This is a genomic window from Methylocystis sp. NC52PC (assembly GCF_055698645.1).
Genome location: NZ_CP170127.1, coordinates 3,835,030 through 3,848,972, shown reverse-complemented (window position 1 = coordinate 3,848,972; position 13,943 = coordinate 3,835,030). Strand labels below are relative to the sequence as shown.

At 63.8% G+C, this 13,943-nt stretch carries 17 protein-coding genes; 8 read left to right on the top strand and 9 right to left on the bottom strand.

Going from position 1 to position 13,943, the window contains the following annotated elements; translation table 11 throughout:
* The first annotated feature begins 2 nt into the window (after positions 1-2).
* Positions 3-383: a hypothetical protein gene (locus ACETII_RS20960; RefSeq protein WP_472786829.1), complete on the top strand. Its 381-nt coding sequence runs from the start codon at positions 3-5 to the stop codon at positions 381-383.
* Entirely contained in the window at positions 383-1,537 is a 1,155-nt protein-coding gene (locus tag ACETII_RS20955; RefSeq protein ID WP_472786828.1) for a glutathionylspermidine synthase family protein, read from the top strand. The genes ACETII_RS20960 and ACETII_RS20955 overlap by 1 nt, the downstream gene beginning before the upstream one ends.
* Position 1,538: 1 nt before the next feature.
* On the opposite strand, the gene ACETII_RS20950 is transcribed toward ACETII_RS20955, so the two are convergent.
* Complete coding sequence (locus ACETII_RS20950; protein ID WP_472786827.1) at positions 1,539-2,240, bottom strand: hypothetical protein; 702 nt, start codon at positions 2,238-2,240, stop codon at positions 1,539-1,541.
* A gap of 126 nt (positions 2,241-2,366) precedes the next feature.
* Between ACETII_RS20950 and ACETII_RS20945 the strand changes: the two genes are divergently transcribed.
* Both ACETII_RS20945 and ACETII_RS20940 read left to right on the top strand, forming a co-directional pair.
* Entirely contained in the window at positions 2,367-2,852 is a 486-nt protein-coding gene (locus tag ACETII_RS20945) for a YbhB/YbcL family Raf kinase inhibitor-like protein (protein ID WP_472786826.1), read from the top strand.
* 23 nt (positions 2,853-2,875) lie between these two features.
* Positions 2,876-3,970 (top strand): hypothetical protein, encoded by a 1,095-nt coding sequence (locus ACETII_RS20940; protein ID WP_472786825.1) that lies wholly within the window; start codon positions 2,876-2,878, stop codon positions 3,968-3,970.
* 28 nt (positions 3,971-3,998) lie between these two features.
* Here the strand turns inward: ACETII_RS20940 and ACETII_RS20935 are convergent, their stop codons facing one another.
* Positions 3,999-4,349 carry a DUF3147 family protein gene (locus ACETII_RS20935; protein ID WP_363349240.1) on the bottom strand — a complete coding sequence of 117 codons (351 nt, stop codon included), beginning with the start codon at positions 4,347-4,349 and terminating at the stop codon, positions 3,999-4,001.
* A 150-nt stretch (positions 4,350-4,499) separates the two neighbouring features.
* On the opposite strand from ACETII_RS20935, the gene ACETII_RS20930 reads away from it, so the two are divergent.
* Positions 4,500-5,276, top strand: coding sequence for a tetratricopeptide repeat protein (locus tag ACETII_RS20930; protein ID WP_363349239.1), 777 nt, complete (start codon positions 4,500-4,502; stop codon positions 5,274-5,276).
* Positions 5,277-5,554: 278 nt separating this feature from the next.
* Positions 5,555-6,958 carry a ribosome biogenesis GTPase Der gene (der, locus tag ACETII_RS20925; protein ID WP_472786824.1) on the top strand — a complete coding sequence of 468 codons (1,404 nt, stop codon included), beginning with the start codon at positions 5,555-5,557 and terminating at the stop codon, positions 6,956-6,958.
* Between the two features lie 105 nt (positions 6,959-7,063).
* Here the strand turns inward: der and ACETII_RS20920 are convergent, their stop codons facing one another.
* From ACETII_RS20920 to ACETII_RS20890, 7 genes are all read right to left on the bottom strand, one after another.
* On the bottom strand, positions 7,064-7,651 hold the full coding sequence (locus tag ACETII_RS20920) for a hypothetical protein (protein WP_472786823.1): 588 nt from the start codon (positions 7,649-7,651) through the stop codon (positions 7,064-7,066).
* Between the two features lie 73 nt (positions 7,652-7,724).
* Positions 7,725-8,345: a hypothetical protein gene (locus ACETII_RS20915; RefSeq protein WP_472786822.1), complete on the bottom strand. Its 621-nt coding sequence runs from the start codon at positions 8,343-8,345 to the stop codon at positions 7,725-7,727.
* 75 nt (positions 8,346-8,420) lie between these two features.
* The gene (locus ACETII_RS20910) at positions 8,421-8,807 is read right to left on the bottom strand and encodes a hypothetical protein (protein ID WP_472786821.1); all 387 of its coding nucleotides are present in this window, start codon (positions 8,805-8,807) and stop codon (positions 8,421-8,423) included.
* A gap of 572 nt (positions 8,808-9,379) precedes the next feature.
* Positions 9,380-9,961 (bottom strand): hypothetical protein, encoded by a 582-nt coding sequence (locus ACETII_RS20905; protein ID WP_472786820.1) that lies wholly within the window; start codon positions 9,959-9,961, stop codon positions 9,380-9,382.
* A 76-nt stretch (positions 9,962-10,037) separates the two neighbouring features.
* Positions 10,038-10,622: a hypothetical protein gene (locus ACETII_RS20900; protein ID WP_472786819.1), complete on the bottom strand. Its 585-nt coding sequence runs from the start codon at positions 10,620-10,622 to the stop codon at positions 10,038-10,040.
* A gap of 249 nt (positions 10,623-10,871) precedes the next feature.
* Positions 10,872-11,435, bottom strand: coding sequence for a hypothetical protein (locus tag ACETII_RS20895; RefSeq protein ID WP_472786818.1), 564 nt, complete (start codon positions 11,433-11,435; stop codon positions 10,872-10,874).
* Positions 11,436-11,632: 197 nt separating this feature from the next.
* Positions 11,633-12,226, bottom strand: coding sequence for a poly-gamma-glutamate hydrolase family protein (locus ACETII_RS20890; protein WP_472786817.1), 594 nt, complete (start codon positions 12,224-12,226; stop codon positions 11,633-11,635).
* A gap of 34 nt (positions 12,227-12,260) precedes the next feature.
* On the opposite strand from ACETII_RS20890, the gene ACETII_RS20885 reads away from it, so the two are divergent.
* Entirely contained in the window at positions 12,261-13,277 is a 1,017-nt protein-coding gene (locus ACETII_RS20885; RefSeq protein WP_472786816.1) for a methyltransferase, read from the top strand.
* 153 nt (positions 13,278-13,430) lie between these two features.
* Positions 13,431-13,850 (top strand): rubrerythrin family protein, encoded by a 420-nt coding sequence (locus ACETII_RS20880; RefSeq protein ID WP_363349230.1) that lies wholly within the window; start codon positions 13,431-13,433, stop codon positions 13,848-13,850.
* Positions 13,851-13,943: the final 93 nt, after the last annotated feature.

Below are 13,943 nucleotides of genomic sequence, written 5' to 3'. Positions count from 1 at the left end.
CCATGACGGAGAAGAAGCCGAAGGAGCCCGGCAAACGCCCGCCTCGTCCGGTCGTCACTCACAAGCCGGCGGCGCGGGGCGCAAATGCGGGTCTTGGGCAGAAGCGGTCGCTGGCCGTAACGCTCGTCATCATGGGCGCCGTGTCGCTCGGCGCCTATGAGGCGTTCGACTGGATCGACCGCAAGCTCAATTGCGAGCCCGATCCCGCCAATCCCGAAGAGCCCATCTGCAAGCATCGCAGCGGCTCCTCGTATCGCCGCTCCAGCAGCAGTTGGTCGTCGTCACACGGCTCGTCTTATTCGTCGCACAGTTCCTATTCGACCCATGGCCTGTCGTTCGGTGGCTTCGGCCATTCCGGCTCCGGCCATTCAGGGGGCGGCTGATGCGGCGGGAATCCTCGCCGCCGCGCGCAGACGCCAAGGCGCATTTCGAGAAGATCGGTTTTGCTTATGCGCAGATGGACGGCGCGCCCTATTGGGACGAGAGCGCCCGCTATGTGTTCACGCTGCGCGAGATCGAGGAGGATATCGAGGCGGCGGCAAGCGAGATCGACGCCATGTGCCTCGAGCTGGCGGGCCGCATCATCGCCAGCGAATCGCTGATGAATCGTCTGCGCGTCCCTGAACACGCTCGCGAAGTCATTGCGGAAAGCTGGAATCGCCGCGACCCCTCGCTCTACGGGCGTTTCGATTTCGCCTATGACGGCAAGGGGCCGGCGAAGCTTCTCGAATATAACGCCGACACGCCGACGAGCCTGTTCGAATCCGCGGTGGTGCAGTGGCATTGGGTCGAGCAACTCGTCGCGCGCGGCGATCTTCCCGACGGCGCCGATCAGTTCAATTCGCTGCATGAGCGGCTCGTGGCTCGCTGGGCGGAAATTCTCGGCAAGCGCTTCGTGCATCTTGCGGCGATGAGCGACAACGTCGAGGATTTCGGCACGGCCGCCTATCTCGCCGATTGCGCCGCGCAGGCCGGCAGCGCCGCCGCGCTGCTCGACATGCAGGACATCGGGCTCAAAGACGCGCAATTCTACGATCGCGACGGCCGCCCGATCGAGACGCTCTTCAAGCTTTATCCCTGGGAATGGATGTTTGCCGACGAATTTTCCCATGCGCCGGCCATGCGCGTCACGCGCTTTCTGGAGCCGCCGTGGAAGGCGGTTCTTTCCAACAAGGGCATGCTGGCGTTGTTGTGGGAGATGGCGCCGGGTCATCCCAATCTGCTCGAATGCTATTTTTCCGACGACCCGCGCGCCGGCGCGCTCGGCAGCTACGCCGAGAAGCCGATCTATTCTCGCGAGGGAGCCAACGTCGTGCTGGTGCAAGAGGGGCGGACCTTCGCAAGCGCTTCCGGCGGCTACGGGGCCGAGGGCCATGTAAGGCAGGCTTTGCATCTGCCGCCGTCCTTCGACGGACGCTATCCGGTCGTCGGCGCCTGGATCGTCGGCGGCGTCCCGGCCGGCATGGGCCTCCGCGACGACGCGACGCCGCTTACGTCAAACCAGTCGCGCTTCGTGCCGCATGTCATCCTGGGATGACTTAGAATTTCGGCGCCGGATGAGTCTTGGGTTCCGGATCGACCCAGTCTTCCGACTCGGTGACAAAGCTGACGCCGCGGCTGTGGAGGAAGTCGATGAGACGCCGCTCGACCTCGTCGCGCAGCGCGAAATCGGGCGTGTAGACGAGGCGCCGCCAGGGCAGGAGCGGCGGCTCCAGCGTGACGGCGAGGATGTAATCTTCGGCCGGCTCGTCGGGCAGGGGCCGTCCGGCATGGGCGATCGCGACCCAAAGCGGTGAAAAGCCCTTCTCGCCGATCCAGAAACCCCACCCGTAATCCTCGCCGACCGGATCTCCGAGCTTCAGACGCTCGCCTTCGCGGGCTCGAAGAAACTCGGTGAAATCCAGCGCGAACTGGCGGCCCGGGTGGCCGTGGATATTCTGCGCGCCGCTCGGATCGCCGACGTAACGGTCGGTCGTCGCCTCGAACAACCGCCCCGCGTTTCGGTCGCGCGACATGATGAGCGCCAGCCGGACATTGGCGGCGGAGATGAGCGCGGCCAGGAGGACAAAGGGGACGAGCAGCGCTTTCTCCGGCGTGAATTCATAGATCGCCAGAGAGGGGTCGAGCGCGGCGGAGATTCCCGTGAGCACGCCAAACGGCAGGAGCAGGATCAGCGCGGCGAGCGCCGGGCCGGACAACAGGGCGACAACAAGGGTCCAAAGCAACCGCGTTCTCGTCATTCAGGCTCTCCCGGCTCCGGCGGCAAAGCAGAAACTAGGCAAATTTGGTGGGAAGGCAAAGGGCCGGCTTTCCAGTCCGGCGCGACCTGCGCGGCGTAGGGTCGCCGCTCCGCAGGAGGCAATGAAATGAAACTGATGAGCGAGGCGTTTATCGACGGCGGGGCCCTGCCGCCGCATTTCACCTGCGACGGCGAAGACATGTCGCCGCCGCTGCACTGGAGCAACGCTCCAAAGGCGGTGAAGAGCTTCGTCCTGTTCGTCGACGATCTCGATGCGCCGGACGGCGTCTTCCACCACTGGGCCTGCTACGATATTCCCGCCTATCACACCGCCCTGGTCGAAGGGGCGGGCCGTCCCGAAGGCTTCGAGGACTTTCGGCATGGCGTGAATGACTTCGACGAACTCGGCTATGTCGGCCCCTGTCCGCCGGAGGACGACGGCCTGCATCGCTATCGATTCCGCCTGCTGGCGCTCGACTGCGCCGAACTCGCGATCCGCACGCATCCGAGTTGCGAAGAGGTCGAGACAGAAGCCTCGAAACACGTTCTCGCGCAGGCGCAGATCACGGGGCTCTATCGACGGCGCCTGGATGAAGGCTCTTCGCCAGGGTAAACTCTGGCCTCCGGGAGGAGGCGATGGGCGTCTTCGATTTTCTGCGGCCCCGACGGGAAAAGGCGGTCGAGCCCGCGATCGAGGCGGTGGCCGAGGCGGTTCGCGCCAATCTTGCGGCGCTCGGCCTTCGTGTCGGCGCGCAGTCTTACGGGAGGCGCTTCGTCGAGATCAGGGGGTCGACGTCGGACAGGCTCATCACCACGCCCGACAGCATGGAGGCGTCCGGCGTCGCCGTGCTCCTCGCTGGCGGCTACGAGCCGCCGGCAATTGTGTTCGAGCAGATCAATTCGATCGAGCCGGGGCTCGGCCGGCGGATGGTTGGGGCCGTGCTGGCGGGGGCGCGGACCAGGCCCGGCCTCTTTCCCTGCGTCAAGGTCAATGACCTCTCGCCATTCCAGCGCGACGGGCGGCGCTGGTGGGCGCATGTGGCGGACGCCCATGGGGACTTCGACTGGCGCATCACCCACGACCCCGACGACTCCCACTGGCCCGCGCCGTCGGAGGATGTCTCCGACACGCCGGATTTTCTGCGCAAGCGTGAGAAGCTTCGCGCCTTGGCTGTCGAATTCGGCCACGACCCCGCCGTCGTGACGCTCAGCCCCGAGCGCAAGGTCTTTCCCTATCTCGGCCAGAGTTTCGCTTCGGAGGGAGAGGCGACGCCCGATGGGCGCGTGACGATCTACTACGACCCCGACATGAGCGACGCGCGGCTCGGCTGTTGTCTCGCCCATGAGCTTCAGCATCTGCGCTATTTCGTGGTCCGCGACGCCTGGCGCGCGGAACCCCCGGACGGCCCGCTGCATCGCCGCTTCGCGCCCTTCACGCCCGAGCTTCTCGCCGCGCAACGCGGCGTCTCCAATTACGCCAATGAACATTGGGACGCCTGGGCGGGGCCCAGCCTACCCCGGCTGTTCTCGGACGAACTCGCGGAGGGCGGCAGCGAACCGATCAACGAAACGATCGCCGAGGTGGCCAAGGCGCTTTACAATTGGGGGCCGGAGGCGCGGATCAATGTCGTCTGGCGGTCGTTGCGCGAGGCCATAGATCAGGAATGCCAGCGCGTCATGTGCGCCCCTCGAACCGCGCCCGGCCAGAAGCGCGGGCCGCCTCGACCGTAAAGGGAGGGAAGAGCGGCGAGCCTCTTCCTCAAATTCCAACGCCGAAGCGCCGCAGGAGCGGCAGCATCATCAGATAGGCGCCCGCCGTCGCCGCCATGGACAGCCCCAGGCTCGTCCAGAACCCGAATCCGTAGCGGACGAGCAGGGGCAAGGTCGGGAACAGCACCAGCGACGGGATGATCAGCCAGAAAATCTGCGCCGAGAGCTCGGCGATCCTGCTTGGCTCGGCGCCATCGATCCTGAGCCAGACGAAGGCGAGCAGGGAGGTGAGCGGCAGCGAGGCGACGAAGGCCGCGACGGCGGTGGAGCGCTTGGCGATTTCCGAGACGGCGACGATGACGAGGGCGGAGAGGAGGACTTTGACGACGTAATAGAGCATGGCGGGCGGGACTGTAGCTTTTCAGCGGCGGGTCGGGCAATGGCGCTTCCTCTCGCGTCATGCTCGCCTTTCCGGCCCGCCTGTGCTAACCCCGACGCTCCCCGCCGGGGCAAGAACAACGGGTCAGGAAACGCAAGGGTCGCGCGAGAGATGTCGGACATTTTCCATGAGGTCGACGAGGACGTCCGCCGGGACAAGGCCGCCGAACTGTGGCGGCGCTATCAGACGCCGATTTTCGTCGTCGCCTTTCTCATCGTCGCCGCGACCGGCGCCTGGAGCTATTATCAGGACAAGCGCCTGAAGGCCGCGGAGGCTGCGAACGCCCGCTATGTGGCCGCCGTGCAGCTCGCCGAAGAGGGCAAGAACGCCGAGGCGGCGGCCGCCTTCGACGCGCTCGCCAAGGACGCTCCCAAGGGCTATGCCGCGCTCGCCCGCATCCGCGCCGCCGAGGCGCGGCCGGATAAGACGCAAGCTTTCGCCGAACTTAACGCCATCGGCGAAGACCCCAACGTCGACAAGCTGACCCAGCATATCGCGCTGCTGCGCGCCGCCTTGATCGTGCTCGAGGGCGACGACCGGCAGAAGCTGGAGCGTGCGCTGGGGCCGCTGATGATCTCGGACGGCCCCTTCCGCTTCTCCGCGCAGGAATGGAACGGCCTCGACGCGCTCTTCAACGACGATTTCGACGAGGCCGAACGGGTCTTCGAGCAGGTGCTCGCCAACGCGGACGCGCCCCAATCCATGCGCCAGCGCGCCTCGGCCTATAAGGGGCTTCTGCACGCCAAGCGCGGCCCCAAGCCCGCGCCGGCCGCGGCTGGCGGCGGGGTCGACGGCGGCAAGATCAACGTCACCCCGGTGATCGAGCCCGAATCCGGCGGGGCCATGCCCGCCGGCAGCGCCCCGCTCGAGGCTTCGCCTGCGAAGTGAGAGGCGGGGCTCCTTCGAGACGCGAGCTTCGCTCGCTCCTCAGGATGAGGCTTCGAGACGCGAGCTTCGCTCGCTCCTCAGGCTTCGAGACGAGAGCTTCGCTCGCTCCTCAGGATGAGGCCTCAGGCAGGATGCGGCGATAGACAGCCCCTCATGCTGAGGAGCCGCCGAAGGCGGCGTCTCGAAGCACGAGGGGCGGTGCTCCGCACTGGTCGTTGACATGGGACCCTCTCCTGCCCGGAGAGGGTTTCGCGTTATAAAGGTTCAAGGGTTCGCCCATGTCTTTCTCGCTCGCCATCATCGGCCGGCCCAACGTCGGCAAGTCGACGCTGTTCAACCGGCTGACCGGCAAGAAGCTGGCGCTGGTCGACGACAGGCCGGGCGTGACCCGCGACCGCCGCGAGGGCGAGGCGAAGCTCGCGGATTTGCGCTTTACGATCATCGATACGGCGGGGCTCGAGGAGGGGGCGCGCGCGACGCTCGAGGGGCGCATGCGCGCCCAGACCGAGAACGCCATCCTCTCCGCCGACGCCATTCTCTTCGTCATCGACGCGCGCGCCGGGGTGACGCCGGAGGACAAATATTTCGCCGATCTCGTGCGCCGCGCGGGGAAGCCGGTGATCCTCCTCGCCAACAAGGCGGAAGGGAAGGCGGGGGAATCCGGCGTGCTGGAGAGCTTCTCGCTCGGCCTCGGCGATCCCGTGCCCTTTTCCGCCGAACATGGCGAAGGCGCCGGCGCGCTTTATGACGCGCTGCGCGAGGCGCTTCCCGAACAGACCGCAGAGCCCGCCGAGGAACACGAGACGCAGGAGGAGAATCTCTACGACGACGAAGAGGACGGCAGCGACCTCGACGTCTCGAAGCCGCTGCGCATCACTGTGGTGGGGCGGCCCAACGCCGGCAAGTCGACGCTCATCAACCGCATCCTGGGCGAAGAGCGGCTGCTCACGGGGCCGGAAGCGGGCATCACGCGCGACTCGATCGGCGTCGACTTCCTCTGGCGCGACCGCAAGATGAAGCTCTTCGACACGGCGGGCCTGCGCAAGCGCGCCAAGGTCGTCGACAAGCTCGAAAAACTCTCCGCCGCCGATGCGCTGCGCGCGGTGCGCTTTTCGGAAGTGGTCGTGCTGCTCATCGACTCGACCATCCCTTTCGAAAAGCAGGATCTGACCATCGCCGATCTCGCCGCCCGCGAGGGACGCGCTTTCGTGATCGCGCTCGGCAAATGGGACTTGGTGGAAGACAAGGGCGCGACGCTTACGAAGCTGCGCGAGGACGCGGAGCGCCTGCTGCCGCAGGTGCGCGGCTGTCCGGTCGTGCCGGTCTCGGGCGCGACGGGGCAGGGGCTCGACAGGCTCATGGAGGCGATCGTCTCCGTCCATGAAGTGTGGAACCGGCGCATCGCCACGGCGCGGCTGAACCGCTGGCTGTTGCAGGCGGTCGAGGAGACGCCGCCGCCGGCCGTCTCGGGCCGGCGCATCAAGATCCGCTACATGACGCAGGCGAAATCGCGCCCGCCGCATTTCGTGCTGTTCGGCAACCAGCTCGAGGAATTGCCGACGAGCTACGAGCGCTTCCTCATCAACGGCCTGCGCAAGACCTTCGATCTCCCGGGCGTGCCGATCCGCATTTCCCGGCGCGCGGGCGAAAATCCCTATGCCGGGAAAAAGCGGAAGGGGTGAAAATCCGTCGATCACCGCCCTCGCTCTGAGAGCCGCCTCAGCGGCTCCTCGACGAGGGGGCTGCGGCGAACGGCATCCCGGCCTGATGAGGCGCTCCAGAAGAGCTCATTGCTTCTCTAGCCGGATTCTGTAGGCCGGGACGTAGGCCGGAAGGGCGCGCGGATCGGACGGGTACCGCGTGGCGAGGTTCGCTGGGTCCAAGGTCGCGATCAAAACAGAGCCGTTGGCCGCTACTGTAAGATTGTATATTGGCCGCGGTCCCAGATACTCTTGCTCCGTCTTATTGCCATTTTGATCAAACCACATAGCATTCATTCCGCTCTTGAAAGGAAGGGAGAGTGTGCCCCTGCAGGCGTCCTCGTCCCACGTCAAGGAATACGTTGGATAGTCGAGGTAATAACCATAGTCGCCGAAAGCGGACGTCGGGACGCCGGGCTGTGGCGGCGTGCGCACGACTATACGGAAATTCCCTCCTCCGCCTTTTGCGTAGTTCGTCGGATCTTTTATGGGGATGAACCCTTTCCAGGTTTCAGACTGGTTCCCGAGCAGCGCGCCCCCTGGGGCGTAAACCGGCCCTGCGCCGCCGCCGACAAACGAGCCGTTCGGCCTGGCGCAGCGGGCCAGGGCCGGCGAAACCAGCGAGACTGCGAAGACAGTGGCGATGCAGATAGGCATAGCGTTGTAGTTAGGCATCTCTCGCTCCCGAGCGTAAGCCGTTCCCGGCTCTGTTTACGCAGATGTATTGGAGGTTGTCCCTGGACCTGCTCTATTGCTTCTCGAGCCGTATGCTGTAGGCCGGGACGTAGGCTGGAAAGGCGTCGTCACGGGGCAGGAATCGTTCGGCGAGGTTCGTTGGGTCCAAGGTCGCGATCAAAACAGAGCCGCCGGCTGCGGCCGTCAGGTTGTATCTGATCTTCGGCAAATGGAGCGGCGTGTCGTTTAACGAAGAACCGCCTGTCTTGTCGCCTTTTTGGTCGACCCACGTGGGGGTTATGTATACGTCATTCGTCAAGCGAAATGAGAGAGCGCCCCTGCAGGCGTCCTCGTCCCAGCTCACAGATCCATCTGGATACTGCATGCTCAAGTGATAATATCCAAAAACGGATGTTGGGACGCCGGGCTGGGGCGGCGTCCGAACGTCTATGTCAACGCTCGACGCCAGCTTCCCTTGCCCTTTTGGGCCAGCCGCCGGCTCCGTTTTCGCGATGAAGGCGTCCCAGGTTTCAGACTGGTTCCCGAGCGGCGCGCCGCCTTTTGAATAAACCGGACCTGCGCCGCCGCCGACAAACCGGCCGTTCGGCCTAGCGCATCGGGCCAGGGCCGGGGAATTCAGCAAGAGAGCGACGATCGTGGCGGTATGAATCGTTAGAAGGTTGTATTTTCTCATCTCTCGCTCCCCGGGGCGCAAGCTCGTTTCCTGCTGTCTATGCAGGCGTTTTCCTTTGTCGCTTCTAGAGCTGCTTCATTGCTTCTCGAGCCTGATCTTGTAGCCCGGAACGAATGGGGGAAAGGCCGAGGGAGACGGTCGGAACTGCGCGGCGAGGCTGTCTCGATCCCAGGACAGAAGCAAAGCCGCATTGTTATCCGTGATCGTGAACTCGTAGGTCTTTGTTGCTCCCCCTACATACGACTGCGTCTTCTTGTTCCCACTTTGATCAACCCACGTGACAAGGGGATTGAAATTCAGGGTGAGAAGGCCTTTGCAATTGTCTTCATCCCAGACGATGGGAAAGCCGCCGGCTGCTGCGGCCGTCCCTTCCGGTAGAATCGCCAAATCCTTGGCCGCATAGAATCCGAAAGCGGAGGTCTGGTCGCCGGGCTGGGGCGGGCTCTGAACTTCGAGCGTCAAGCGCCCCGCCACTTTTTTTGTTGGGAGCTGCAAATACCAACTTTCGACCTGGCCTCCGACCGGCGCGCTCCCAACTAAGGTGACCGGCCCCGCGCCGCCGCCGACATAGACGCCAGTCGGCTGCGCGCATTTCGCCAGGGCCGGAGAGGCCAATAGGAGTGCGACGGCGGCAGCGACGCTGACGGGCGCTATTTTGTTTTGTGACATCTCTCTCGCTCTCCGATCCCAGCCGGTCAGGCGGCCGTTTACAGACAAGCTCAAGATGTCTCATTTTGGCGCAGTTGCCAATGTTGCGCTCAAGTTGTGCGAAAAAGCTCGGGTTGAGTCGCGCGCGACGAAGCGTCGTAAAGGGTCATCCTGCAAAGGCGGCGAGAGAGATAGAAGAAGCGTCTTTCGGTCGCCGGCATCGAACAAAGCGCGAAGCCGCCTTATCGCGCCTTCGCGCCGCGCGGCGCGCACGACATCAGCGAAGGCATGATGTCGTGCTTCGTCACTACGGCCGTCTTTGCGGCTCCTGGACGAGGCGCCGGCAGGCAACGCATCATCGCGGCCTGACGACTCGTCGTTACAGCTTATTGCTTCTCGAGTCGGATGCTGTAGGCCGGGACATAGGCCGGAAAGGCGTACGGATCGGGCCGGAACCCCTCGGCAAGGATGGTTGGGTCCAAGGTCGCGATCAAAACAGAGCCGCCGGCCGCAGCCATATAGTTATATTTTCTGTCCGCCCTGACGTAAGTCTGCGTCGTCGCATTGCCTTTTTGATCAATCCAGGTGGCTTGGAAGGGTTCAACGTCAAAAGTGAGAGTGCCCGTGCATTCGTCCTCATTCCAAGTCAAACGAAATTTTCTAGTCGCGTTATTACGTTCGTAATAGCCGAATGCGGACGTTTGGACGCCGGGCTGGGGCGGCGTCTGAACGAGTATTATACCGGAGCCCACCGCACTCTTTGGACCGCGCTGCGGCTCGTTATAGAGACGTATTCTCCAGGTTTCAGCCTGGCTTCCGAGCGGCGCGCCCCCTTTCGCATAAACCGGCCCTGCGCCGCCGCCGACAAACACGCCGATCGGCTGGGCGCATCCGGCCAGGGCCGGGGAAGCCAGCGAGAGTGCGACAAGAGTGATGATATTGACGAGAAGAACTTCGTATTTAGGCATGTCAAACTCCCCGAGCATAAGCTCGCTTTCCCTGCTATTTGCGAATGTTCATTTCGATGACGTCGCGAGAGAAGCTTTATTGCTTTTGGAGCCGGATGTTGTAGCCGGGGACGAAGGCGGGAAAGGCCAAGGCGGTGGGTTGGAATTGACTGGCGAGGCTGGACGGATCCAAGGCCAACACCAAAGTCGAGCCGTTATCTGCGATCGTGATATTGTATACTTTGTCCGCTCCCCCTAAATACGATTGCGTCTTCTTGTTCCCGCTCTGATCAACCCAGGTGACAACGGGGTTGAAATTTATGGTCAGAGTGCCCGCGCAGAGGTCAGCGTCCCAAGTGATGGGATAGGCGCCGACGGACCCGACTGGCAGGATCACCAAATCGTTGACGGAATAGAATCCGAAAGCGGACGTCGGGACGCCCGGCTGGGGCGGCGTCTGCACTTGGAGCCTCATCCGCCCTACGACTGTTTTTGTTGGGAGCTGCAAATACCACGACTCGACCTGGCCTCCGGCCGGCACGCTCCCCGGTAAAGTAACCTGTCCCCCGCCGCCGCCGACATAGACGCCAGTCGGCTGCGGGCAATTCGCCAAGGCCGGGGAAGCCAGCAGGAGCGCGACGGCAGTCGTAACGCTGAAGTGTAGGAACTTATTTTTTGACATCTCACGCTCTCCGATCCCGGCCGAGTTGAGCGACCGCTTACAGACAAGCTCAAGATGCGCGATTCTCACGTTCGCGCCAATGCTGCGCTCAGGTTGCAGCGTCGAGCGGAAGCTCGCGAACGGGATAGGCGCGAGAGGCGTATTTGCTGCGCAGGTTCAACACGCGTTTAGGCGCGCGGGCGCTACTGTGGCCCCCCGCCTCCGCGCGTAATCAAGCAGCGCCCCACGCATGGGACGCCGCTGCGTCATTTACTCCTGCTCGAGCCGGATGCTGTAGCCCGGAATGTAGGGGGGAGGCGACGCAAGGCCGGCTGGGAACTGAGCGGCGACGCTATCCGGGTCCATCGTCAGTATCACGACGTCGCCGCGATTCGAGCTCCTGTAATTGTATTTTTGAGGTTGGCGCACATACGTCTGGAAGGTTTTTGTTTTATTCTCGCCGTACCACGTGATGTTGACGTTTGCGTCGACCCAAATCGAACCCTTACAGCCCGCCGGATCCCAGGTTATTTTGGCCCCGATCTGGGGCCTGTCAGTAAAGGAATAGGTTCCGAAAAGTGACGTAGCTACGCCGGGCTGGGGAGGCGTCCGAACGTCTACTGACAATGTGCCGTCGAGCGTCTTGGTGGGGAAAGTCAGATCCCAGTTTTCTACCTGATTACCCAGCAATGCGCCTGCCTTAGAAAACGCTGGACCCGCGCCCCCTCCGAAATATCTCCCGCTCGGTTGCGTGCATTTGGCCGAGGCAGGCGCAGCCAGCAAGAGTGCGGCCACAGTGGCGACGCTGACGGGCAGGAACTTGTTTTTTGACATCTCTCGCTCTCCGATCCAGGCCGAGTTAAGCGACCGTTTACAGACAAGCTCAAGATGGCTCGTTTCGGCGGCGCTGCCAATGCTACGCTCAGGTTGTTGGCGTGACGCTCAGGTTGCGCCGTTGCAACAAGCGGCGAGAGCGACGAAGACGCCGAGTTCGGTCGCGAGCGTCGAGCACAGCACGCAGGCGCCGTGTCTCATCCGCCCTGACGCAGCGCCCCGCGCACAGCGTCGGCGAAAGCATGGCGGCTGGCTTCGTCATGCGAAAAGCTCATGCGCAGCGCGCGTGGGATTTCGAGTTGCACGCCCGCGCCACAGCGCCCCCTGTTGCAGATATTTCGGGGGTCGCGTCCGGCGAGCGGATGCCCTTCGCCAACCGGCTTGGCGCGAAACCCGCTGTCCAGAAGCGCGGCGCATATCGAGTCGCGCAACGCCTCGTGCAATCCGCCGACCCAGACAGACGCCCCGTCGTCGCCATTCTTGCGGCCATGCACGCCGATCACGACTTCTGACGCGGCCACGAGTTGCAACGCTTGCGGCTCGTCGAAGCGCGTGGAAGTAATGTGCAGGCCGTCGCCCTTGGCGCGCAGCGTCAGACTTTCGAAGCAATAGAACGAAAAGCATTCGTGGGCGATTGCGAGCGCCGCCTCCGACGTGCCCGGCTCGATGAAGCCGCCGTGCGGCGCGACAATGGCGAGGGGCGAGGCGCGTCGCGCGACTCGAATTCGATAATGCGCGCCCTCGATCTCTCGCGCCGCCAGAGCGGCGAAGCTGTCATATCGATCCGCCATAGAACGAAACTAGCTGCATAGGGAGGCGTATTCCATGACCTTGAAGCCCTCGCCCGAAAAACTCCTCTCGCTGGGCATGTCCTTCTGGAACGCCAAGGCGTTGCTCACGGCGGTGGAGCTCGGCGCGTTCGACGCGCTTTGCGAAGCGCCCGCAGACTGTGAGACGTTGAGAGAAAGGCTGGGCCTGCATCCCCGTTCCGCGCGCGATTTCTTCGACGCGCTGGTGGCGCTGAAGCTTCTCGAGCGCGAGGAGGGGGTCTATCGCAACACCGCCGAAACCGACTTTTTTCTCGTTCGCGGCAAGCCGAGCTATGTCGGCGGCCTGCTGGAGATGGCTAACGCCCGCCTCTATGAGAGCTGGGGCCATCTCTCCGAAGCCCTGAAGACCGGCAAGCGTCAGAGCGAGAACAAGGAGGAGGGCGATCTCTTCGCGGCGCTCTACGCCGATCCGGCGCGGCTGCGGGGCTTTCTCGCGGCGATGAGCGGCGTCAGCGCCGGCGCCGCCAACGCCATCGCCGACAAGTTTCCCTGGAGCCGCTACAAGAGCTTCGTCGATATCGGCGCGGCGCAGGGCATGGTCCCGGCCACAATCGCCCGCGCGCATCCGCATCTGACGGGCGGCGGCTTCGACCTGCCGCAGGTGAAGCCCATCTTCGAGGAATTCGTCGCCGCCCATCGCCTCGCCGACCGGCTGCGCTTTTACGCCGGCGACTTCTTCGCTGATCCCCTGCCGGCCGCGGATGTGCTCATCATGGGCCATATCCTGCACGACTGGGACCTGGCCCAGAAACGCACGCTGCTCAAAAAGGCCTATGACGCTTTGCCCTCGGGCGGCGCGCTGATCGTCTATGAGGCGCTGATCGACGACGATCGCCGCGATAACGCTTTCGGCTTGCTGATGAGCCTCAATATGCTGATCGAGACGGCCGGCGGCTTCGACTACACCGGCGCCGACTGCCAGGGCTGGATGAAGGAAGCAGGCTTCGCGGAGACGCGGGTCGAGCATCTGGTCGGCCCCGACGCCATGGTGGTCGGAATCAAGCGGGGGTGAGGCTTAGGCCCCGCCGCAGCCCGCGCTGGGCGAAAAGCGGCGGGCAAATGTCTAAAATCAGTTGGCCGTCGGCCAGTTTTGAATTATTCTAAGGAAGCGTCGCCGGAGCTCCTGGCGGGTTCCGCGCGCGCCCAATTCTCCTTGGAGGCAATAATGGCATCGCTCAAGGGCAGCAAGACCGAAGAGAACCTGAAGGCCGCTTTCGCCGGCGAGTCGCAGGCAAACCGCCGCTATCTGTATTTCGCTCAGAAGGCCGACGTCGAAGGCTACAATGACGTGGCCGCCGTGTTCCGTTCCACCGCCGAAGGCGAGACCGGCCACGCCCATGGCCACCTCGAATTCCTGGAGGGGGTCGGCGATCCGGCGACGGGCCTGCCGATCGGCAAGACGTCCGACAATCTGAAGGCCGCCGTCGCCGGCGAGACCCATGAATATACCGACATGTATCCCGGCATGGCCCGCTCGGCGCGCGAAGAGGGCTTCGACGAGATCGCCGACTGGTTCGAGACGCTGGCCAAGGCCGAGCGTTCGCACGCCGGCCGCTTCCAGCGCGCGCTCGACGAGCTGAAGTAAGCGCTTTAGATCCCTCTCCCCGCACGCGGGGAGAGGGTCAGGGTGAGGGGCAGAAAAATCAACGTCGGCCCTTTACTCAGCCCTTCCCCGCAT